Source organism: Aeromonas sp. 62-46 (assembly GCF_001898585.1).
GTDB lineage: Bacteria > Pseudomonadota > Gammaproteobacteria > Enterobacterales > Aeromonadaceae > Aeromonas > Aeromonas caviae.
The window spans coordinates 23,209-44,337 of sequence record NZ_MKUI01000054.1 but is presented as its reverse complement, the minus strand read 5'-3'; the positions used below and the strand labels follow the sequence as shown (position 1 = coordinate 44,337).

Sequence of the window (21,129 nt, the reverse complement as noted above, 5' to 3'; positions counted from 1 at the left end):
TCTCTTCGCACCATACTTGCTGTATGACGAGGATGACCAGATGGTCATCTTTGTGTTTTTGGAATGCCCCCTCGGTGATTAGCGCAGCCCGGTAGCGCATCTGGTTTGGGACCAGAGGGTCAAAGGTTCGAATCCTTTATCACCGACCACATTTGAAAACCCCGCTCAGGCGGGGTTTTTGCTTTTTGGCGTTTCTCTTCCGCTTTTTCCTGTCACGTCTTTTTACACTTCTTCAGGCGCCTGTTCGCCACGAGTTCGCTATGCTGGGGCCCGGAGCCGCGAGACAGGGGACGCTCGGGCACGGACCCGATACAAGGCCTATGCATCACCATATCACTTCTCTTCAACTCTCCGTGCTGGCCATGGCCGCACTGCTGCTGGGTGGCTGCGCCCTGCAGCCAAAACCGGAAGATCTTCTGATGGGCGCCGCCCCCAAGCCAAAGGCGGAACTCGAGGCCACCTTGGTGACCAGTGGTGGCTTCTGCGTGACCCTGAGCGAGCAGGGCCGTCTGCTGACTCAGCCCTGCGATCAGCAATCGAACCAGTCATTCAGCTGGGATGTCGGTGCCCTGCAACTGGCCGGGGATTGCCTGGTCGCCAAAGGGGAGGATGGTCTGGGGATGGAGGCGTGCCGGGAGGAGAGCCATCAATGGCTGTGGCAGGGGGATCGTCTGTTCAATCGGCAGGTGTCGCTGTGCCTGGATGTGGCGGGTCGCCGTCATAAGCCGGCCGTCCCCCTGCGCCTCGCCGAATGCTATGGCGGCGCCAACCAGAGCTTTGAGTGGACGCCATCCGGCACGCTGTTGAACCGTCTGATGCACCCGGCACTGGCGTGGTGACAAGAGAGCGAGAAACAAAAAGGGTGGTCACATGGGCCACCCTTTTTCGATCCGCGATGGGGATGCCTTATCAGCGGGTCTGGGAGGCGAACAGTTTCTCCAGATAGACGGCAACGCCATCTTCATCGGAAGTGAGGGTCTGTTCATGCTCTGGCAGGGCCAGTTTGAGGCGATCGTGGGCGTTGCCCATGACCACGCCGCGGCCCACCATGCTCAGCATCTCGAAGTCGTTCATGCCATCGCCAAAGGCCACTGCCTGGGACATCTCCAGGCCGTGCTGCTCCAGCACGGCGCGCACGGCATTGCCCTTGTGCACGCCGGCGTGCATCACCTCGAGGCAGTCAGGCAGGGAGAAGGTGACGTTGATCCGATCACCATATTGCTGGTTGAGGTGCGCCTCTATCTTCAGCAGCTTGTCGTGGTCGCCGATGTAGAACACCTTGTTGACCCTGTCCTTCGGGTGGTTGGCCAGATCCGCCAGGCGGTAGCTGAAGCCGGAGTCGTGATGGAACTGCAGCAACCAGGGCAGCTCTTCTTCCACCAGCCACTCGTCGCCGTAGTAGACGTTGATGTGGATGGACGGGTCGCGTTCCATGGCGATCAGCTCGGCCGCCACCGTGCTCGGTAGCGCCTGGTTGTAGACCAGCTGATCCTGCTTGTCGTGTACCACGGCGCCGTTGGAGGTAATGAGGTAGATATCCAGCCCCAGTGCATCGCGGATGCTGCGCACATCCACATGGTGACGGCCGGTGGCGACCACGAACTTGACGCCCTGATCGACCAGACGGTGCAGGGTATCCCGGGTGCGGGAGGAGATCTGGTGCTGCCCGTTGAGCAGGGTACCATCGAGATCGGACACAACTACCTTGAACATCATTACCTCGACTTCAATTGAACGCCGGGGGAGTGTACCCCAGCGTCTGCCGTCACCCCATTTATTTAGGGATCCAAAAAATAACCAGCCCCTTCTGGTCGCGTCAGTAGCGCGCGAAGAAGGCCAGGGTTGCATTGAGCGCGGCGTGGCGCTGGGGATCCGCCTCGATGAAGAGCTCGTGCCAGGCCCCTTCGATACGCAGCGGCTTGCTCCCTTCACATTGGGCCTTGGCGCAGAAGGCCTCCTGGGCGGCGTTGTCCACCACGCTGTCCTCGCCGGCCTGCAGCAGCAGCAGCGGTGTCTTGATGGCGCCGGCGTCGGCCACGGCCGCGTCCGATCCTGTGATGGCCTGATGGATCCAGTGGGCGGTGGCGCCCCCCAGCCTGACCTGGGGATGCTGTTCGTAGATCTGGCGGAAGGCCTGATAACGCGCCGTGCTGTGGGTCAGCTCGTTGTCGGCAAAGCCGTGATCCTCATAGGGTCCCTGACCCGGGCCGTAGGGGGGCTCGCCCACCCAGCCGCCGACCGTGCCGATGGTGGCCGCCAACCCCTTGGCCAGCCACTTGGGCAGGCCGCCGAGGTTGATGCCCATCATGGGGGAGGAGAGCACCGCCGCCTGGATGTCGTTCGGCCAGCGTTCCAGATAGCGGGCCGAGATGGCCCCCCCCATGGAGTGGGCCAGCAGGAACAGCTTGGCGGGTTGGTCCTGGGCGATCACTTCATCATGAAACTGTTTGAGATCGGCGACATAGTCGTCGAACTGGTCGACATACCCCTTCTCCTTGTCGGCCAGCATGCGGTCTGACATTCCCTGGCCGCGATGATCGATGAGGTAGAGGCTGTAACCCTGACGCCAGAGATCCCAGGCCAGCTCCTGATACTTGAGGTAGCTCTCGACCCGGCCGTTGACGATGAGGATGGTGCGATCGATCTTGGGCTGGCGCAGGGCGGCATAGCGGAGGGTGACCCCGTCCTTGCCCTGGAACTCCCCCTCGACGGCATGCTGGCGCCAGAAGTCGGGCAGTGTCTGCTGATAGAGGGCGGGAACGTCGGCTTCAGTGGTCAGCTGGTAAGGATTGCTCACGGCAAGGGCTCCGGCAGAAAACAGGGTCAGGGCCAGCAGGGGCAGGTGGTTAAGCTTCATCAGTGTACTCTTCCGAAGGATCATCCGATTGTTGGGCGGCCCATCCTTTGCGGGTCAGCTGCATCTGCTGCCACCAGCGTTCGTCCGCCAGGATCTCGCCGGCCGGACCGAGCTGGGGGTAGGGCATCTCTTTCTCCTTGCAGAGCTGGGCATAGACGGGATAGCCCCCCTCGAACAAGATGGTGTTCTGCTCTTCCAGGCTGAGTGGACAGCCGCGCTGATAACAGCCGGCCAGTTCGCGCTGGCGCTGGGCCTCGTAAAGGATGGCGGCGGCGGCCACCGAGACGTTGAGGGACTGCACCATGCCTACCATGGGGATGACGATATGGTGATCGGCCAGGGCCAGCGCCTCTTCGCCGATGCCGTGCTTCTCCTGGCCCACCAGGATTGCGGTGGGTCTGGTGTAGTCGATGGCACGAAAGTCCACGGAGCTGTCGGAGAGGTGGGTCGCCAGGATCTGCATGCCGGAGGCCTTGAGTTCGGCCACCGCGCTGCCGATGTCCGGGTGCAGCTGCACGTCCACCCAGTTCTGGCTGCCGCGGGCAGTGCCCTTGCGCTTGTGGATCCAGCTCTTGGGCCAGACCGCGTGCACCCGGTGGATGCCGATGGCATCGGCGGTGCGCACGATGGCGGCCAGGTTGTGAGGTTTATGAACCTCTTCCATGCAGACGGTCAGGTCGAGCTGGCGCATGGCCAGCATGTCGGAAATGCGTTTGAAGCGTTCAGGAGTCATGTCGGTTTCTATGTCGTGAGGCCGGTGCATGCAACAAGGCTGGTGGCCTGCGGCATGGGGCCCTGGGTATCTCTTGAAAAGCAGCAGGCGGCTTGCGCCGCCTGTGTTCAGTTTTTCTGTCGGCTCACCCTGAGCACGTTGGGCATGACCCGGATCTTGCGCATGATGTTGGCGAGGTGGATCCGGCTCTTGGTGGTGATGAGCAGGGTGACCACATAGACCCGGCCATCCTTCTCCTCGGTGCTGATGGCGTGGATGTTGGCGCCGGTGGCGGCAATCACGTTGGCCAGCTCCGCCAGGGCGCCCTGGTGGTTGACGATCTCGATGCTGATGCCGGTGCGGAATTCCTGCTCCTGCTCCTTGTCCACCTCCCACTGCACCGGCAGGTATTTGTCCGGTTCGCGGCTGTAGCCCTTGATGTTGCGGCAGGACTCCTGGTGGATCACCAGTCCCTTGCCCGGGCTGATGTGGGCAATGATGGCGTCCCCCGGGATGGGGCGGCAGCAGTTGGCGAAGGTGACCAGCATGCCGTCGGCCCCCTTGATCGGCATCTTCTTGCTGGTGGATTTGGGCTGCTCTTCCGGCGGCAGTTCATCTCCCAGCATGCGGCGTGCCACCATGACGCTCATGGCGTTGCCAAGGCCCACGTCGGCCAGCAGCCCCTGCAGGTTCTCGTGTTTGGTATCGGCCAGCACCTGCTTGACGCGGGCTTCCGGAATGTCTTCGATGTTCTTGGCGCCGAGGGCATGGTTGAGCAGGCGGCGGCCCAGCACCACGGACTCTTCGGTGCGCAGGTTCTTGAGGAACTGACGTATCTTGGAGCGCGCCTTGGTGGTCACCACGAAGTTGAGCCAGGCTGCGTTCGGGCGGGCGCCGGGGGCCGTGATGATCTCCACCGTCTGACCGGAGTGCAGCGGGCTGCTCAGCGGATAGGGGTGGCGGTCGACCCGGGAACCGACGCAGGCATGACCGATGTCTGTGTGCACCGTGTAGGCGAAGTCCACCGGGGTGGCGCCGGCGGGCAGCTCCATGATGCGGCCCTCCGGTGTGAAGACGTAGATCTCGTCGGGGAAGAGGTCGGTCTTGACCCCCTCGATGAACTCGAAGGAGCTGCCGGCGCTCTGTTGCAGCTCCAGCAGGCTCTGCATCCAGCGCTGGGCGCGGATCTGGGCCGTGGTGCCCGAGCTGTCCCCATCCTGCTTGTAGGCCCAGTGGGCGGCGACGCCTTTGTCGGCCATCTGGTCCATGAACTCGGTGCGGATCTGCACCTCCACCGGTACCCCGTGGGGGCCCACCAGGGAGGTGTGCAGGGACTGGTAGCCGTTGGTTTTGGGGATGGCGATGTAGTCCTTGAAGCGACCGGGGCGCGGCTTGTAGAGGCTGTGCATCTGCCCAAGCACCCGGTAGCAGGTGTCTATGTCTTTCACTCTCACTCTGAAAGCATAGATATCCATCACTTCGTGGAATTGCAGTTCTTTCTTCTCCATCTTGTTGTAGATGGAGAACAGGTTCTTCTCGCGTCCGCTTACCTGGGCATCGATACCGGCTTCCCGCAGACGCCCCTCAATCTCGCTCTGGATGGAGTCGATGATCTCGCGCCGGTTGCCACGGGCGCGGCGTACCGATTCCCGCAGTACCCGGGAGCGCATGGGGTAGAGCGCCTCGAAGCCGAGCTCTTCCAGCTCGTTCTTCATGGTGTGAATACCGAGGCGGTTGGCGATGGGGGCGAAAATCTCGAGGGTTTCCCGGGCGATGCGGCGACGCTTGTCCGGTCGCAAGGAGCCGAGGGTACGCATGTTGTGAGTGCGGTCGGCCAGCTTGATCAGGATGACCCGGATGTCCTGGGTCATGGCCATCATCATCTTGCGGAAGTTCTCGACCTGGGCTTCCTTGCGATCGCGGAACTTCAGCTTGTCGAGCTTGGAGACACCGGAGACCAGCTCGGCGACGGCGTTGCCAAACTGCTCGGCAAGATCGTCCTTGGTGACAGGGGTATCTTCGATGACGTCGTGCAGCACGGCAGCCATCAGGGTCTCGTGATCGAGACGCATGTCGCCCAGGATGCGGGCCACGGCAACGGGATGAGTGATGTAGGGTTCACCACTGGAACGCATCTGTCCCTGGTGAGCATCACGGGCTACCACATAGGCTTGCCTGAGCTTCTCAACCTGCTCGGGTGGCAGGTAGGAACTGGCTATTTCTTTAAGATTTTCAAATAAATACAAGACAGTCCCCGCAGCGGTTAAACGGCAATCCGTGAAATTGAGGGTATGCCCTCGAGTTTGCGAGGTTTTCGAGCGGTTGTAAATGGGGAGAACAGCCGGCACCCGGGCGGGCGCCGACTATGGGAAGCGACTGACTTAGCCGCGACCTTCTGCGATGGCAGCAACGGCAGCCAGCTCGGCGGCTTCCTGCTCTTGCTGCTCGTAGCGGTCCTGAGTATCCATCACCTGGTTGTTGACCAGACCCAGTTCGATCTCGCGCAGGGCGATCACGGTCGGCTTGTCGTTCTCTTCGTCGACCAGGGGATCCTTGCCTTGTACCGCGATTTGACGAGCGCGGCGCGCGGCGACCAGCACCAGGTCAAAACGGTTACCTACCTGTTTTACAGCATCTTCTACAGTAACGCGGGCCATGCGGGACTCCAGTGTTTGGGCTTTCTGTGATTGAAAAAGCGGTGTTTAAAAATGACGCAAAAGTTTACTTGTTTTTGGCTTACTCTGCCAGTAGCTGTTTCAGCAAGTTTTGCTGGGCCTGCTGTTGCTGACGCATTTCCAGGCGCTGGCACTCGATGACGGCCCTGAGCTGGAACAGTGCCTGCTCAAAGTCTTCATTGATGATGACATAGTCATACTCGTCGTAGTGCACCATTTCGGCAATGGCTTTCTCCATCCGGCCCTTGATCACCTCGGCGCTGTCCTGGCCGCGGCCGATCAGGCGGCGCTCCAGCTCCTCGCGGCTGGGGGGCAGGATGAAGATGGACTTGGTCGGCATCAGTTCGCGGATCTGGCGGGCACCCTGCCAGTCGATGTCGAGGAAGACGTCGATGCCCTGCGCCAGACAGGCCTCGATGGCGGCGCGGGAAGTGCCGTAGTAGTTGCCGAAGACTTCTGCCCACTCCAGAAAGTCACCGCGCTCGATCAGCGCCTTGAACTCTTCCACCTTGACGAAGTGGTAGTGCACCCCGTGCTCTTCACCGGGACGGGTGGCGCGGGTGGTGTGGGAAACCGATAGTTGCATCTTGCCGGCGGCGTTGTGCTGGGTCAGCAAGGCATTGAGCAGGCTGGACTTACCGGCCCCGCTCGGGGAAGAGATGATATAGAGAGTGCCTTGTTGCGCCATGTCTGTACCTTTAAGCGATGATCCGCGCTTTGGTTGTAGCAGAGGCCGCCGTCTTGTGCCCGATAAGGGAGACGGTTGCTCGCAATGCGCGGAGGAATCAGAGTCAGGAGGATGTAAAGGCGGCGAATGTTAGCAGATGGGGGCGGATAAAAAAACGGCCGGAATCATATTCCAGCCGATCAAAATATCCGTAGCTTGCTGTGCGGGCGTTACCCGCATAGAGGGCCATTCTGCCCACGGAGCCGGGGCCGGGCCATCAGATTATCCCTGCGCCAGGGCTCGGAATTTCCGAGTTGCCCTGGGTCGGTAGAAGATGCTTGTCGGTACAGAGGCGGTCGAAGGCGGCGATGACCCGCTCGCGGCTTATCTTGGCCATGGCGTCAGGATCCTTGAGGCGGGTGCGCCAGCCGAGCTCGGCCAGCGGCTTGCCGGTCTCCTGCTCAATCAGTTCCTGATAGACGCTGACCAGATAATCCCGGCACAGATAGGGGCCGGTACGGGCGGGGTTATGGTGGGCGTAGAGGCCGATCACGGGTGTCCCCACCAGGGTAGCCATGTGGGCAGGGCCGGTATCCGGGGCCAGCACCAGGCTCGCCTCGCCAATCAGCGCCAGCAATTGCTTGAGGCTGGTCTGCCCCACCAAATCTTCCGGCTTGCTCTGGCTGAGGCGTTGGATCTCGGCGGCGAGATCCCGCTCCAGCCTGGCCGGTCCGCCGCACAGATAGACCTGAAAGCCCTTGTCTGCGGCGTGATCCGCCAGCGCGGCGTAGCCGGCGGCAGTCCAATTCTTGAATGCCTTGCTGGCAGCGGCGCAGATGAGCAGGGTCGGCTTACCACCCACCTTCTCCCGGGCCCAGGTCTGGTGCTCGGCGCTGATGGGCAGTTGCCAGTCCGGGGTCAGATCTTTTATCCCGAGCTCTTTGGCGAAGGCGAGAAAGCCGTCCAGCACGTGGGGGGAGGCGGGTGAGGGGACCCGATGGTTGGTGAACAACCACTGACCGTCGCTGGCGCGCTCCCGATCAAACCCGAGTTTGACCTTGGCCTTGATGCCGAGGGTGGCGATGCTGGCGCGCATGGCGGCCTGCAGGTGGAGCAGGGCATCGAACCTGCGCCCCTTGAGGGTCTGCCAGAGATCGCGATAGCCGCGCCACCCCTTGCTCTTGTCGAAGGGAATGACCTCGACCCCCGGCAGATCGGCGAACAGGGTCGCCTCAATCTTGCCGGTGATCCAGGTGATGCGGGTCTGGGGCCACTCCCGCTGGATGACGCGCACCAGCGCCAGCGCGTGGCAGCAATCTCCGATGGCGGAGAGCCGCAGGATGCAGATGGAGGAGGGCGGCGTTTGGAACAGCGGCATGATGTGGCGCAACGATGGCAAAATGGATGGATGGCATTATGCAAACTCCCCTGTGGATTGTAAAATTGCGCCGGTTGCCCGACCGGCACGGCTTTCTGAATGGATGCCCTGCCCCCACTATCGACCGGAATTCTCATCATGCTGACACACACCACCCACAACCAGGTCTGCTGGTATGCCGACGGAGTCTTCCGCGATCCTTCCCCTGCCTTGTTCGATCCTGTCTGGTGGCAGACCCATCGCCAGGTGGTGGGCTCTTCCATCGGCCGCGGGGTGACCTGGTTCGTGAAGGATGAGTCCCGTCACTTGGTGCTGCGTCACTACTACCGTGGCGGCATGGTGGGCAAGCTGGTGCGTGACCGGTTCTGGTTTGAAGGGGTGGAGAGCAGCCGGGCCATGGCTGAATATCGTCTGCTGGCGACCCTGAGTGAACAGGGGCTGCCGGTGCCGCGCCCCTTTGCGGCCCGCATGGTCAAGCAGGGGCCCTTCTATCGGGCCGACATCCTGATCGAGCGCATTCGCGGCGCCAAGGATCTGGTGGCCCTGCTCAAGCAGGGGCCGATCGCCGGTGAGGTGTGGCACAAGATAGGCAAAACGGTGCGCCAGTTGCACGATGCAGGGGTCTATCATGCGGATCTCAACAGCCACAACCTGCTGCTCGACAAGGAGGGCAAGGTGTGGGTGATCGACTTCGACAAAGGAGCCATCCGCTCCCCCGGCAACTGGCAGCAGGCCAACCTGGAGCGGTTGCTGCGCTCCTTCAACAAGGAGTCGCAACTGCACACCAGCTTCCACTTCGTGCCGGAGAACTGGCAAGCCCTGATGGCAGGCTATCAGGGCAAGGTGGCGTGACGTCGGGCTTCACTTCGTAGCAAGCCCTGATGGCGGACCACCAGAGGCGAGAGGTGCGAGGCCAGCGATGCTGGCGCGGTTGCTCGGCGCCAGCACCAATGTTACTTATTGAGTGTGATTGCTTGGACAGATATTCAGATCCGGTTTCGAGGCGCGTGATGGAAAGGTATGAGACTCCCGGGGTTGAGGTCACCACTCCCCTTGAGGTGACGCTGATGGCACAGGCCATGGCGATGTTGGAGGCCGGGATCTGGACCTGGTCGGCCGGGCAGGGTCTGAAGCGGGACCCTTCCTGTCTGCAACTGCTGGGTCTGGAGGGGGGCGAGCTGGGAGATCTCGGCTGGCTGGATCGGGTACATCCGGATGATGCTCCCCGTCTGGCAGAGGCCATGGAGGCCTGTCAGCATGGGCGCAGCAACGGGCTTCGACTCGAGTACCGCATCCTGCACCATCAGGGCCATTACATCCGGCTGGAGGAGCGGGTCCGTCGCGACGAAGGGGGTCAACTGCTGGGGGTGGTTCGCCATCTGGATGCCGCCATGGCGCCCCTGGAGGATCGCCACGACACGGATCCCCTCACCGGCCTCGAGAGCCGCAGCCACTTCGAGCTGTTGCTGGATGAACGGCTGGCCAGCGAGAGCGGCAGTTTCTGTCTGCTGCAGTTCAGCGTGGATCACCGCAGCAAGATCCTGCAGTTGTTCGGGGAGGCGGCCTGCGACGCCATGCTGGCCAAGCTGGCCCGCATCGTGCGCCGCGAGCTGCGCCGGGAAGATCCCTTCGCCCGTTGGGACGAAGACGGCTTCATCCTGATGCTCTCCCAGACCGATCGGCTGAGCGGCCTGGAGATTGCCGAGCGGCTGCGTCTCGAGATCGCCGACGCCAGCCTGCTGCCCCAGCGTCCGGTGACCGTGAGCATCGGCCTGGTGCAGAGCCAGAGTGCCGAGCAGCTCGATCACCTGCTGGCCCGGTTGGCCTCCTGCCACGGTCAGGCGAAGCGGGAACACAACGCCGTGGTCGGCTGACGGCCAGTCACTGTCCGCGTACCCATTGACGCCGATGGACCCATCAGCGTCAATGGTTTTCAGTCAGCGCTCACTGACCTGCTGACGCTGGCAGACCCAGAGAGAAGCCAGCATCAGCAGGGCGCCCAGACCGAGCCTGAGCAGGTCGGTATCCTTTCCCCAGAGCACCAGATTGACCAGCAGACCCGCGGGGATCAAGGCGTTGTTCATGATGGCCAGCACGCCGCTGCTGACCAGGGTCGCCCCCTTGTTCCACAGGAAGTAGCCGAGCCCGGATGCCCCGACCCCCAGCCAGAAGAGGATGCCCCATTGCAGGGAGCTGGCGGGATATTGAGGTTTGCCCAGCAGCCACCAGGCGGGCAGGGCGATCACCAGGGCGCCCAGATAGAAGCAGCCGAACACCGCCAGCTGGGGCGGCTGCTCAGCCTCCCGGGCCAGCAGCACCTTGTAGCCTACCTGGCCCAGAGCGAAGCAGACGTTGGCGCCCTGCACCACCAGGAATCCCAGTACATAGTTTTCGGTCAGGCCGTCGAAACGGATGACGGCCGCCCCCAGCACCGCCAGCAGGGCCCCCCACAGATAGACAGGCTTGAAGCGCCCTTCCAGCAGGTCGTGGATCAGGGTGACATAGATGGGGGTGAAGATGGTGAACACCAGCACTTCCGGTACCGTCAAGAGCAGGAAGGAGTGGTAGTAGAAGAGATACATGATGCCGAGCTGGATGGCACCGAGGGCCATCAGCTTGGCCACCAGATCGGGGCGCAGCCAGCGACGGCGCAGGAAGGGCAGAAACACCAGGCTGGCGAGCACGATGCGGGTCAGTACCGAGAAGTAGGCATCCACCTGACCGGCAAGGTAGACCCCGATCAGGCTGAAGGAGAAGGACCAGAGCAGGGTAACCCCTATCAAGTAGTTCATGTGATTGAATTGTCGTCAGTTGTCAATTTGGAGGGCGCTATGATGGCCGAGTTGGAAGGCGCGATCCAGCGTTTATGGGAAGGGTTGTCACAGATCGGAGCATTTGCCTTCGAGGCGAGCAACGGGGCCGGATCCGCCACCGACTGGTGCGGTCGCGGGGAGGGGGCCGTGGTGGTGACCGATCACCATGGGGGGTGGCTGTATGCCGAGACGGGTCGCTACACCACGCCCCATGGCCGGGAGCTGACCATGCACAACCGCTTCTGGTGGCAGCGCACCGCACGGGGGATCATGCTCTCCCACCTGCGCTACGAGCAGCCGGTGATGCTGTTCGAGCTGTTGCCCCGGGGGGACGGGCACTGGGTCACGGCCGAGCCTCACCGGTGCGGGCAGGATCACTACAGCGCCGAGCTGACCGAAACCTGCGAGGGTTTCCTGCTCACCTGGCAGATAACGGGGCCGCGCAAGAACGAGCGGTTGAGTTATCGCTACGGACCAGAGGCGCAGAGATAAAAAAACCGGCGCAGGGCGCCGGTAGAGGGGACAAATCGGAGGTTTTGTTAAAACGGTCCCAAAAACAGGAGAGATACACTCTCGTCACACACGCAGAGAGGGTCTTCAGGCATTCAGTGCATAGTTCAGCATGGCTTGCAGCTTGCTGTCGAAGAACCAGGGCAGCAGCACCATCAGCAGACCCAGCACCCCGGCCAGCCGGTGGCGATACTGCCAGCCGGCTATCAGTACCAGACCGCCGCAGAGGGTGGTCAGGATGCCTGACATAGGGCAGCCTCCCGCTGTTGGCGGCGCTGCTGTGCCCACTGGTTGAGGGCGACCGAACCCAGGATCAGGGCCAGCGCCACGCCCGTGGTGGACTGGATCTGCTCGCCGAGGAACAGGGCTCCCAGCATGACGCCGAACAGCGGCACCAGGTAGTTGCTGAAGGAGGCGAAGGTCGGGCCCGCCTTCTGGATCAGCGCCATGTAGAGGAAGTAGACCAGGCCGGTACAGAAGATCCCCAGCATGGCGACGGCGCCCATGGCCTGCTGGCTCGGCAGGGTGAGGGTGCTCAGGTCGGCCACGAAGGGCGCGGCCAGCAGCAGCTGGATGGCTGAGGAGATCAGGATGTTGCGGGCCACGACCACAGGATGGTCCTTGGCGAAGCGCTTGATCATCAGCAGGCCGATGGCGAAGCAGCTGGCACCGAACAGGATGGCCATGGCACCGAGCAGGCCGGCATTCATGCCGCTGGTCAGCTTGGGCCAGAACAGTACCAGCACGCCGACGAAGCCGATGATCACGGAGACGAGGCCGCCCTTGGTGATTCTTTCACCAGAAATAAACAAGGGAGCCGCCAGAATGGTCACAAAGGGGATACAACCCATGACCACGGCCGCGATGGCGCTGTCCACATACTGTTGTCCCCAGGCCACCATGATGAAGGGGATGGTGGCGTCGAGCAGGGCGATCAGCATATAGGTTCGCCAGGGTGTGTGTTCACTCTTGAGGCGCATGAACAGGCAGAGCAGACCCAGGGTCAGGCTGCCGCACAGGGCGCGTCCGGCGGCCACCATGATGGGGGGCAGTTCAGCCACGGCCTGGTGCATGAAAATGAACTGGGAGCCCCACAACAGGCCGATCGCCAGCAACAACAGATAGCTACGCATTTGAATCTCCGATGTAATTCGCCTGCGCATTCTATGCAATCTGCTACTATGCCAAAAATGAATTGTCGTCATTCAACTATGGCCAATATCGATGGAACTGCCCCTCTCCCGCCTCGACCTCAACCTGCTCACCGTGTTCGACATGCTGATGCAGGAGCGCAACGTCACCCGTGCCGCCGAACGGCTACACCTCTCCCAGTCCACCGTCAGCCATGCGCTGGGGCGCTTGCGCCAGGCGCTGGATGACCCCCTGTTCGTGATGAGCCGGCGCGAGATGATGCCGACCGAACGGGCCAAGGCGCTGGCGAGCCCGGTGCGCCAGGCGCTGGCCATGCTGGAGCAGGGGCTGCGTCAGGCCAAGGGATTCGACCCGGCAAGTGCCCGGCGGATCTTTCGCATCGCCACCCCGGGCTCGGTGGAGCACGGTCTGGTGCCGGTGCTGGTGGAGTGGATGGTGCAGCAGGCTCCCCACTGCCGACTGGAAGTGTGCGAGCTGGCGGACAGCGACTACGAGCGGGAGTTGGAGAAGGGGGAACTGGATTTGGTGATCGGGTTTGCCGGTGCCAACCACCTCTCGCCCCGGTTGTGGCGCGAGGAGTGGTTCAGCAATCCGCTGGTCTGTTTGTCGCCCCTCGGCAGCGCCCTGCCCGACATGCTGGGGCCGGGAGAACTGGTCAGCCGCCCCCATATCCACACCTCCAGCTGGGGCCACAGCCAGGCCATGGTGGATCTCTGGCTGGCCCGTTTCGGGGTGGAGCGGGAGCTGGGGGTCAGGCTGCCGAGCTTTATGGCGGTACCGCCGCTGATGGCGACCGGCCGCTACCTGGTGGTGGTGCCCGAGATGATCGGGCGCCACTTCTGTCGCCACTATCCGTTGCGCCTGCACCAGCTGGAACCCGCCATCCCCATCGTCTACCTGATGGCGGGCCACCCGCTCAGTGCCCATGACGAGGCGATCGGCTGGTTCAAGGGGTTGTTGCACCGGCTGGCGAAGGAGCGCTACGGCGCGGATGCGCTCGGCCATCCCGCGCCGCAGGGGGCAGATCACGCCAATCCGGAGAAGTAGTCCAGCCCCATCGCCCCCTTCACCTCGGCCAGCACCTCGTCGGTGAGGGCCCGGGCCTGCTCGGTACCCTGCTGCAACAGGCGCAGCAGCTGGCGCTTGTCGGCGATGGCTGTTTCGCGCCGCTCCCGCATCGGAGCAAGCAGGGTCTGCAGGCAGTCGTTGAGTACCTGCTTGCAGCGCATGTCCCCCAGACCACCGCGCTGGTAATGGGCCTTCATCTCGGCCACCAGTGCCTTGTCGGGGTGGAAGGCATCCAGATAGGCGAACACCGTATTGCCCTCCACCTGACCCGGATCGCTCACCTTGAGGTGATTGGGGTCGGTATACATGGCGAACACCGCCTGCCTGATCTCGTCGCTCGACATGCCGAGTTCGATGGTGTTGCCAAGGGACTTGGACATCTTGGCCTTGCCGTCGATGCCGGGCAGGCGGCCGGTGTCGCTCAGGATGGGCTGGCACTCGGTCAGCACCTCTTTGCCCACCAGGGTGTTGAAGCGGCGCACTATCTCGTTGGTCTGCTCCAGCATGGGCAGCTGATCCTCGCCCACCGGCACGTGAGTGGCACGAAAGGCGGTGATGTCGGCGGCCTGGCTGACCGGATAGACGAGGAAGCCGGCGGGCAGGCTGCGCTCGAACCCTTTCTGCTGGATCTCCGCCTTGACGGTGGGGTTGCGCTCCAGCCGGGCGACACTGACCAGGTTGAGGTAGTAGGTCGTGAGTTCGGCGAGGGCGGGCAGGGCGCTCTGCAGGCAGAAGGTGGTCTTGGCGGGGTCGAGGCCAGCGGCCAGGTAGTCGGCCATCACCTCCAGCACGTGATCGGTCACCTTGGCCGGGTTGTGGCCGTTGTCGGTCAGCGCCTGCAGATCGGCGATCATGACGAACTGGCGGTAATGGTGCTGGGCGGCCACGCGCTGGCGCAGGGAGCCGACGTAGTGGCCGATGTGCAGTTTGCCGGTGGGGCGGTCGCCGGTCAGGATCACGGGGTTGTGCATGTCACTCTCTCCAGTTGGGTGAGCCGGGAGGCGACATAGGGATGAAAACAATGACCGCCTCTCGGCGGTCACGGTGTTTTCTTTGGGAAATTTTACATAGAAAAGCAGTGCCGCCTGTTTAGAAGCAGCACCACCAGTAGTTGTGATTGAATGAGGTCATATTCATGGCAAATCACACTACGCCTGTTCGATCACTTCTGCAAGGGCACGACCAGCATGTCGCAGGGCACGGTATTCATCAGCTGGCGTGCGCTCGAGGTGAGCAGGCTCCAGAAGCTCTGGCGATGGCCGCACACCAGCAGGTCGATCTGGTAGTCCTTGACCGCCTGGTTGACCCGCTCGCTCAGATCGCCGCAGATGACCAGCTTCTTCTCGATGGGGTAGTCCACCGAGGCGAGGAAGGCTTCCAGCTTCTCCTTCGCTTCGGCGATCACCTGGTCCTGCACGTTGTCGATGTCGATGTCGATCATCTCGGTGTAGAGATCCTTGAGGTCCACATCCACATGGATCACCGACAGCTTGGCGCCGTTGGAGCGGGCCCGGTCGACCGCCTTCTCGATCACCTTGCGGTTGTCTTCCGACAGGTCGATCGCGGCCAGTACGTGTTTGTAATAGGTTCCATTCATGGGAGTTCTCCTCACTGATCCTGGGTCCACTATACCAATGTCTGCTGAAACTAAAACGGCATCGTCGCCACAGTTTCAGGATTTGCCTGACCCCGAACCGGAAGGCGTAGAGGTGCAGGTGGCCGGGGAGTGCATATTTTGAACAGGAGTTTGACGCCGGTCACAGGCGTGCTATTGCCCTCGGGAAGGTGGGGGAATAGGATGTGCCCGTGCTTCGCAATGAACACAAAACAACAAAAAGCATCTGAATACCGCTTTGGGGAGCCTCGTGCTCCCTTTTGTTTTTCTGCCCTCTTCCAGTCCATATCCCGTCCGACATCAAGGTAATCCCGCCCCCCTTGGTTATGCTGTAGCCAGTTCCCTTGGCAAAACGGCCAGGGCCCCTCACCTGCAACCGGGTGACGCTGTCATGGCCGTTTCTCATGCCCCACCGATGCACCGGAGAGTCCTTCATGATCATTCATCCCCAGATCCAGGGTTGTGTTGCCCGCAATTGCCACCCCATGGGTTGTCGCGCCGCCGTGCTGCAACAGATCGAACAGGTGCGGGCGGCGGGGCCGTTCAACGGGCCGAAACGGGTGCTGGTGCTGGGGGCATCGTCCGGTTTCGGGCTGGCGTCCCGGATCGCGCTCACCTTCGGTGCCGGGGCCGATACCCTGGGCGTCTCGTTCGAGCGGGGTCCCTCCGACAAGGGGCTCGGCAGTGCTGGCTGGTACAACAACATCTGGTTTCGTCAGGTGGCGGAGCAAGCCGGTCGCATCGCCGTCAACCTGATCGGGGATGCCTTCTCCGACACCATGCGCCAGCAGGCCATCGACGTCATCCGCCAGCAGCTCGGGCAGGTGGATCTGGTGGTCTATTCGCTGGCGAGCGGAGTCAGGGTGATGCCGAATGGCACACTGGTACGCTCGGTGCTCAAGACCACAGGCCAGCCGCTGCAAGGCTGGGGGCTGGATCTGGAGCACGATGCGCTGGTGCAGCAGTCGCTGGCGCCAGCCACTCCGGAGGAGATCCGCGACACCGTCACCGTGATGGGGGGCGAGGACTGGCAGCGCTGGATGCAGGCATTGCAGCAGGCGGATTGCCTGGCCCCCGGCGCCCGGACCGTTGCCTACTCCTATATCGGCCCCGAGTCCACCTATCCCCTCTATCGGGACGGCACCATCGGCTATGCCAAGGAGCACCTGCACGCCACCGCCGAGACCATCAACCTGCAACTTGCCGGGATCGGCGGTCATGCCTGGGTGTCGGTTTGCAAGGCGCTGGTGACCAAGGCGAGCGTGTTTATTCCGGTGCTGCCTGTCTATCTGGGCCTGTTGATGGGGGTGATGAAGGAGCGTGGTGTCCACGAGGGCTGCATCGAGCAGATGCAGCGGCTGTTTGCCGACAAGATGTACGGGCCCAGAGGAGTCGTCGCCGATGGCAACCGGCTGATCCGGATGGATGACCACGAGCTTGAGCCAGCGGTGCAGGCCGCCGTCTCGGCGCTCTGGCCCAAGGTGACGCCGGAGAACTTCCGCACCCTGGGGGATTTTGCCGGGTTGCGCCAGGAGTTCATGCAGCTCAACGGCTTCGAGCTGCCGGGGGTGGATTACGGTGCGCCGGTGAACGTGGCGTCACTCACTGAGCTGACGCCCTGACACCCGCACGAGGGGGCATCAGGCGACGTTGCAGGCCAGTTCAGGGGAAAGGTGGGGAGACTGGGCCAGCACGGTCTGGTTGCGCCCCTGGCGCTTCGCCTGATACATGGCCATGTCGGCCCGATGGATGAGCTGGCTCAGGCTGTCATCCTGCGTCGAGCGTTCCGCCACCCCGATGCTGATGGTCATGTGGGGGGCGGCCAGGTAGGCGATCCGGCTTCTCAGCTGCTCCGCCAGCCGCCAGCAGGTGGCCCCGTCCTGGGTCATGGCCACCAGAAATTCTTCCCCGCCCCAGCGCCCGATCAACTGCTGGTCCGGCGCCCAGCTCTTGAGCTCCCTGGCCAACTGCCGGATAGCCTGATCCCCCGCCTGGTGACCATGCTTGTCGTTGATCTGCTTGAAGTGATCGATGTCGATGATGAGCAGGGTCAGGGGCGTTTCGTGCAGCCACTGCTGACCCAGTCTCTCCAGCAGGGCGCGCCGGTTGGGCAGCCCGGTCAGCTGATCGAAGGTGGCGAGCTTGTAGAGGTGGCGCGAGCTGCGGTGGAGCCTGCGGGTGGTGAGCCCGAGCAGGATCAGAGCGACGGCCAGCAGCACCAGCAGCAGCAATTGGTAGTAGCGGGCACTCTGCTGGTAGAGCAGTTGCTGGCGCTTGCTCTCGTTTTCCTGCTGCAACGCGCGATTGCTGGCCTCGCTGCGAGCCAGATCCATCTCGACCTGGAAGGCGGCCGCGTGCTGGCTCAGGGTCTGGTTGAAGTGCTGCTTGTAGTACTGCATGTAGCGGGTCATGGCCCCGTAGGCCTCGGGGTAGCGGCCCAGATCGGCCAGTAACCTGGCCTGCATCGCCCGACCATCCATGGAGAGAGGGGCGGTGTGCTCCATCAGCAGTTGCAGGGCCAGCTGCTTCTCGCCACGACCCAGCAGGGTTCTTGCCCTGATCTCGGTCAGACGGGAGGCCGCCTGCGGGCTATCCAGCCTGTCATAGATGGCTTGTGCCTCCTCCAGGCTGCGCCAGGCGGCGTGCCAGTCCGCCCGTGCGTTGAACACCATGGCCTGGTAGCCGAGGACGATGGCGCGATAGTGGGGTGACAGGCTCGGCGTGGCCAGCAGGGTATCGAGCAACTGGCTGGCTCTGGCAGGCTGGCCCATGTCGATGTAGAGCCTGGCCATGTTGGCCCGGATGATGGCCTGGCTGTTGGGTTCGTTGAGCTGCACCATCTGGCCGAGGGCATCCTGATAATAGGTCTCGGCCTCACGGTAGAGATTGAGGTCCGCATAGAGGTTGCCGAGGGTCATCAGCAGACGGCCGCACTGCAAGGTGGAGAGGATGGAACCCGGCTCTTTCTGCTTGAGGTGATAGGCGGTCTTGAGCTCGAGGATCGCCTCTTTCATCTGCTGGGTACGGTAGAGGGCGAGCCCGTTGAGGGCATGCCACTCCGAGACCTGCCTGGGGTGATGCCGGACCGCTGGCCAGAGCTGGGTGAGCAGCTCGAGCGCCTGATCCGGCGTATCGGCATCCAGGGTCAGGGCAATCTGCTGCAACCGGAAGTCGAGCAGGCGAAGGGTCTCCTGCTGGGCATTGGCCAGACCGCGGGCGCGGGCATTGTCGCGCTGTGCCTGTGGATAGCGGCCAAGGGCTGCCTGGGCCAGGGACCTGGCGTAGAACAGTTCCATATCCTGCTGGGGACTGGCGTCGAGGCGCTGCAGATAGCCGACGGGATCGCGCGCCGCCTGCAATTCAGCCTCTTTCAGCAAGGAGGGAGCTGCCTGCAACTGGGTCATCCAGAGCAGCGCCAGTGCCATTATGAATCTCATTGAATCCTTTCCCCGACCAATGGCGCCATCATAATGGCTGATGTCACCTACACCATGTTTCTTTGCTTCTCTATAACCGTATGGGGGAGAGGATGAGGTGAAAAGTCGTCGCAACTGCGGGGTGCGTCGGTTGTCTCTGGTTGCGTCAGGATGCAACAGTGGCGACAATCGTGGGCAAATCACAGTGGAGAATCATCATGTTGGCCAAAGCCATGATCGAGAAGTTGAACGAGCAGATTAATCTTGAATTCTATTCCTCCAACCTCTACCTGCAGATGAGCGCCTGGTGCGAGGACAAGGGCTTCGAGGGGGCCGCCACCTTCCTGCGCCAGCATGCGGTCGAGGAGCGCCAGCACATGGAGCGCCTGTTCACCTACGTGAGCGAGACCGGCGCCATGCCGGTGCTGGGGGCCATCGAAGCGCCTCCCCATGAATTCAAGTCCCTGGGTGACATCTTCCGCACCACCCTGGAGCACGAGTATCACATCACCAAGTGCATCAACGGTCTGGCCCATGTCGCCTTCACCACCCAGGATTACTCCACCTTCAACTTCCTGCAGTGGTACGTGGCCGAGCAGCACGAAGAGGAGAAGCTGTTCAAGAGCATCGTCGACCGTCTGAGCCTGGTGGGCGAGGATGGCAAGGGCCTCTATTTCATCGATAAGGAGCTGGCCGAGCTGGCCAAGGGCGCCCCGGCCAGCATCATGGACGGCAACGCCTGATAGTCGTGGACACTTAGTGTTCAGTCAGTACAATGACGGCCCCTTGTAAAGGGGCCGTTTTCTATTTGCAGGTGTCCTTGTACCGCTGTGCTGGTGTCTGCCGGGTACAATGACGGTCCTTTAAGGTAAAGGGGCCGTTTTTCTTTTGATGGGTGAGTGACGATGAAACAGGTGGATGTGGTGGTGATCGGTGCCGGGGCGGCCGGATTGATGTGTGCGGCCCAGGCTGGCTACCGGGGTCGCTCCGTGCTGGTGCTCGACAACGCCAAGAAGCCGGGCCGCAAGATCCTCATCAGCGGCGGCGGTCGCTGCAACTTCACCAATCATCAGGTGGGTCCCCATGCCTTCCTTTCGGCCAACCTCCACTTCTGCAAATCGGCGCTGGCGCGCTATACCCAGCAGGATTTCATCGATCTGGTGGACAGGCATGGCCTGAACTACCACGAGAAGACGCTGGGCCAGCTCTTCTGCGACGACAGCGCCAAGGATATCGTCGACATCCTGCTGACCGAGTGCGACTGGGCTGGCGTGACCCTGCAGTTCCAGACCGAGATCCTCACCGTCAGCAAGACAGATGAAGGCTTCGTGCTCGACACCAGCAAGGGGGAGATCGCCTGCTCGTCGCTGGTGGTCGCCACCGGCGGCCTCTCCATGCCGAAACTCGGTGCTACCCCTTATGGCTTCAAGCTGGCGGAGCAGTTCGGCCTCACCGTGCTGCCGACTCGCGCCGGGCTGGTGCCCTTTACCCTGCATCAGGCCGACAAGGAGGCCTTCGCCGATCTGGCGGGGGTCAGCCTGCCGGTGGCGGTGACCGCCGAGGATGGCACCCGCTTCAAGGAGGCCATGCTGTTCACCCATCGCGGCCTCTCCGGCCCCGCCATCCTGCAGATCTCCTCTTTTTGGCTGGCGGGGGAGAAGATCCACATCAACCTGCTGCCGGATCTCGACATTCCAGAGACCCTCAAGACCTGGGCCCAGGCCCATCCTGCCCAGGAGCTGAAAACCGTGCTGGGGCGCGAGCTGCCCAAGCGCTTCGTCGACAAGCTGGTGGAGCTGGGATGGCTGGTGAGCAAGCCGATGCGCCAGTACAACGAACGGGAGCTGGAGGCGGTAGCCACCCTGCTGGGGGATTGGCAGATCCTGCCCAACGGCACCGAAGGGTATCGCACCGCCGAAGTGACCCTGGGGGGAGTGGATACCAACGCGCTCTCCTCCAAGACCATGGAGGCGCGCACCGTGCCCGGCCTCTACTTCATCGGCGAAGTGGTCGATGTGACCGGCTGGCTCGGTGGTTACAACTTCCAGTGGGCCTGGTCGTCGGGCTGGGTGGCAGGCCAGTACTGCTGAGGGATGCCGCATCCTTGCTGTGAATGGTCCCGTCAGCGGCCTCTCGGGTGACAACTTCCAGTGGGCCCGGTCGTCGGGCTGGGGGAGAGGCCGCACTGCTGACAAAGAGGCTCAGCGGATGAGTCCGAGCGGATCGGGCCGTGTCAGACGGCCCGAGTGATGGAACCAGACGCGGC

The 21,129-nt window shown here is 62.5% G+C and carries 21 protein-coding genes and 1 tRNA gene; 9 read left to right on the top strand and 13 right to left on the bottom strand.

Annotated elements, in window-relative coordinates; genetic code table 11:
- Nucleotides 1–72: 72 nt before the first annotated feature.
- Both BGO64_RS17150 and BGO64_RS17145 read left to right on the top strand, forming a co-directional pair.
- A tRNA-Pro gene (locus BGO64_RS17150) sits at nt 73–149 on the top strand.
- Between the two features lie 171 nt (nt 150–320).
- Nucleotides 321–839, top strand: a complete 519-nt coding sequence (locus BGO64_RS17145; RefSeq protein ID WP_103261047.1) for a ricin-type beta-trefoil lectin domain protein — start codon at nt 321–323, stop codon at nt 837–839.
- A 70-nt stretch (nt 840–909) separates the two neighbouring features.
- Here BGO64_RS17145 and BGO64_RS17140 read toward each other — a convergent pair whose 3' ends face one another.
- The 7 genes from BGO64_RS17140 to BGO64_RS17110 all read right to left on the bottom strand — a co-directional run bounded on the left by BGO64_RS17140 (nt 910) and on the right by BGO64_RS17110 (nt 8,289).
- A complete protein-coding gene (locus BGO64_RS17140) occupies nt 910–1,713 on the bottom strand; it encodes a Cof-type HAD-IIB family hydrolase (protein ID WP_253583940.1) in 804 nt (267 codons plus the stop codon).
- Between the two features lie 103 nt (nt 1,714–1,816).
- Nucleotides 1,817–2,857 (bottom strand): alpha/beta fold hydrolase, encoded by a 1,041-nt coding sequence (locus tag BGO64_RS17135; RefSeq protein WP_286701068.1) that lies wholly within the window; start codon nt 2,855–2,857, stop codon nt 1,817–1,819.
- Complete coding sequence (trmH, locus tag BGO64_RS17130) at nt 2,847–3,590, bottom strand: tRNA (guanosine(18)-2'-O)-methyltransferase TrmH (protein ID WP_164882906.1); 744 nt, start codon at nt 3,588–3,590, stop codon at nt 2,847–2,849. The genes BGO64_RS17135 and trmH overlap by 11 nt, the downstream gene beginning before the upstream one ends.
- 107 nt (nt 3,591–3,697) lie before the next feature.
- On the bottom strand, nt 3,698–5,815 hold the full coding sequence (spoT, locus tag BGO64_RS17125; protein WP_039040667.1) for a bifunctional GTP diphosphokinase/guanosine-3',5'-bis pyrophosphate 3'-pyrophosphohydrolase: 2,118 nt from the start codon (nt 5,813–5,815) through the stop codon (nt 3,698–3,700).
- 135 nt (nt 5,816–5,950) lie between these two features.
- Entirely contained in the window at nt 5,951–6,226 is a 276-nt protein-coding gene (rpoZ, locus tag BGO64_RS17120) for a DNA-directed RNA polymerase subunit omega (protein WP_005307060.1), read from the bottom strand.
- Nucleotides 6,227–6,305: 79 nt separating this feature from the next.
- Entirely contained in the window at nt 6,306–6,932 is a 627-nt protein-coding gene (gmk, locus tag BGO64_RS17115) for a guanylate kinase (RefSeq protein ID WP_128296556.1), read from the bottom strand.
- A gap of 256 nt (nt 6,933–7,188) precedes the next feature.
- Complete coding sequence (locus BGO64_RS17110) at nt 7,189–8,289, bottom strand: glycosyltransferase family 9 protein (RefSeq protein WP_049637090.1); 1,101 nt, start codon at nt 8,287–8,289, stop codon at nt 7,189–7,191.
- 138 nt (nt 8,290–8,427) lie between these two features.
- On the opposite strand from BGO64_RS17110, the gene BGO64_RS17105 reads away from it, so the two are divergent.
- Nucleotides 8,428–9,141 (top strand): 3-deoxy-D-manno-octulosonic acid kinase, encoded by a 714-nt coding sequence (locus BGO64_RS17105; RefSeq protein ID WP_010672321.1) that lies wholly within the window; start codon nt 8,428–8,430, stop codon nt 9,139–9,141.
- A gap of 158 nt (nt 9,142–9,299) precedes the next feature.
- On the top strand, nt 9,300–10,163 hold the full coding sequence (locus tag BGO64_RS17100; RefSeq protein ID WP_286701067.1) for a GGDEF domain-containing protein: 864 nt from the start codon (nt 9,300–9,302) through the stop codon (nt 10,161–10,163).
- 63 nt (nt 10,164–10,226) lie between these two features.
- Here BGO64_RS17100 and BGO64_RS17095 read toward each other — a convergent pair whose 3' ends face one another.
- Nucleotides 10,227–11,081, bottom strand: a complete 855-nt coding sequence (locus tag BGO64_RS17095) for a carboxylate/amino acid/amine transporter (RefSeq protein WP_053287971.1) — start codon at nt 11,079–11,081, stop codon at nt 10,227–10,229.
- Between the two features lie 42 nt (nt 11,082–11,123).
- On the opposite strand from BGO64_RS17095, the gene BGO64_RS17090 reads away from it, so the two are divergent.
- Nucleotides 11,124–11,594 carry a DUF6314 family protein gene (locus BGO64_RS17090; protein WP_286701069.1) on the top strand — a complete coding sequence of 157 codons (471 nt, stop codon included), beginning with the start codon at nt 11,124–11,126 and terminating at the stop codon, nt 11,592–11,594.
- 105 nt (nt 11,595–11,699) lie between these two features.
- Here the strand turns inward: BGO64_RS17090 and BGO64_RS17085 are convergent, their stop codons facing one another.
- Both BGO64_RS17085 and BGO64_RS17080 read right to left on the bottom strand, forming a co-directional pair.
- Nucleotides 11,700–11,861, bottom strand: coding sequence for a hypothetical protein (locus tag BGO64_RS17085; RefSeq protein ID WP_010672325.1), 162 nt, complete (start codon nt 11,859–11,861; stop codon nt 11,700–11,702).
- Nucleotides 11,846–12,745, bottom strand: a complete 900-nt coding sequence (locus BGO64_RS17080; RefSeq protein ID WP_042882104.1) for a DMT family transporter — start codon at nt 12,743–12,745, stop codon at nt 11,846–11,848. Before BGO64_RS17080 ends, BGO64_RS17085 begins: the two co-directional genes overlap by 16 nt.
- A 91-nt stretch (nt 12,746–12,836) precedes the next feature.
- On the opposite strand from BGO64_RS17080, the gene BGO64_RS17075 reads away from it, so the two are divergent.
- Nucleotides 12,837–13,811, top strand: a complete 975-nt coding sequence (locus BGO64_RS17075; protein ID WP_045522672.1) for a LysR family transcriptional regulator — start codon at nt 12,837–12,839, stop codon at nt 13,809–13,811.
- On the opposite strand, the gene trpS is transcribed toward BGO64_RS17075, so the two are convergent.
- Both trpS and BGO64_RS17065 read right to left on the bottom strand, forming a co-directional pair.
- Nucleotides 13,790–14,803: a tryptophan--tRNA ligase gene (gene trpS / locus BGO64_RS17070; protein WP_286701066.1), complete on the bottom strand. Its 1,014-nt coding sequence runs from the start codon at nt 14,801–14,803 to the stop codon at nt 13,790–13,792. The genes BGO64_RS17075 and trpS overlap by 22 nt on opposite strands.
- A 191-nt stretch (nt 14,804–14,994) precedes the next feature.
- Nucleotides 14,995–15,429, bottom strand: coding sequence for a universal stress protein (locus tag BGO64_RS17065; protein ID WP_010672329.1), 435 nt, complete (start codon nt 15,427–15,429; stop codon nt 14,995–14,997).
- A 452-nt stretch (nt 15,430–15,881) separates the two neighbouring features.
- Between BGO64_RS17065 and fabV the strand changes: the two genes are divergently transcribed.
- On the top strand, nt 15,882–17,069 hold the full coding sequence (gene fabV, locus BGO64_RS17060; RefSeq protein ID WP_286701065.1) for an enoyl-ACP reductase FabV: 1,188 nt from the start codon (nt 15,882–15,884) through the stop codon (nt 17,067–17,069).
- Between the two features lie 18 nt (nt 17,070–17,087).
- On the opposite strand, the gene BGO64_RS17055 is transcribed toward fabV, so the two are convergent.
- A complete protein-coding gene (locus tag BGO64_RS17055) occupies nt 17,088–18,872 on the bottom strand; it encodes a GGDEF domain-containing protein (protein WP_041214204.1) in 1,785 nt (594 codons plus the stop codon).
- A gap of 209 nt (nt 18,873–19,081) precedes the next feature.
- On the opposite strand from BGO64_RS17055, the gene ftnA reads away from it, so the two are divergent.
- Nucleotides 19,082–19,606 carry a non-heme ferritin gene (gene ftnA, locus BGO64_RS17050; RefSeq protein WP_010672333.1) on the top strand — a complete coding sequence of 175 codons (525 nt, stop codon included), beginning with the start codon at nt 19,082–19,084 and terminating at the stop codon, nt 19,604–19,606.
- A gap of 162 nt (nt 19,607–19,768) precedes the next feature.
- Nucleotides 19,769–20,953 (top strand): BaiN/RdsA family NAD(P)/FAD-dependent oxidoreductase, encoded by a 1,185-nt coding sequence (locus BGO64_RS17045; RefSeq protein WP_042882115.1) that lies wholly within the window; start codon nt 19,769–19,771, stop codon nt 20,951–20,953.
- Nucleotides 20,954–21,129: the final 176 nt, after the last annotated feature.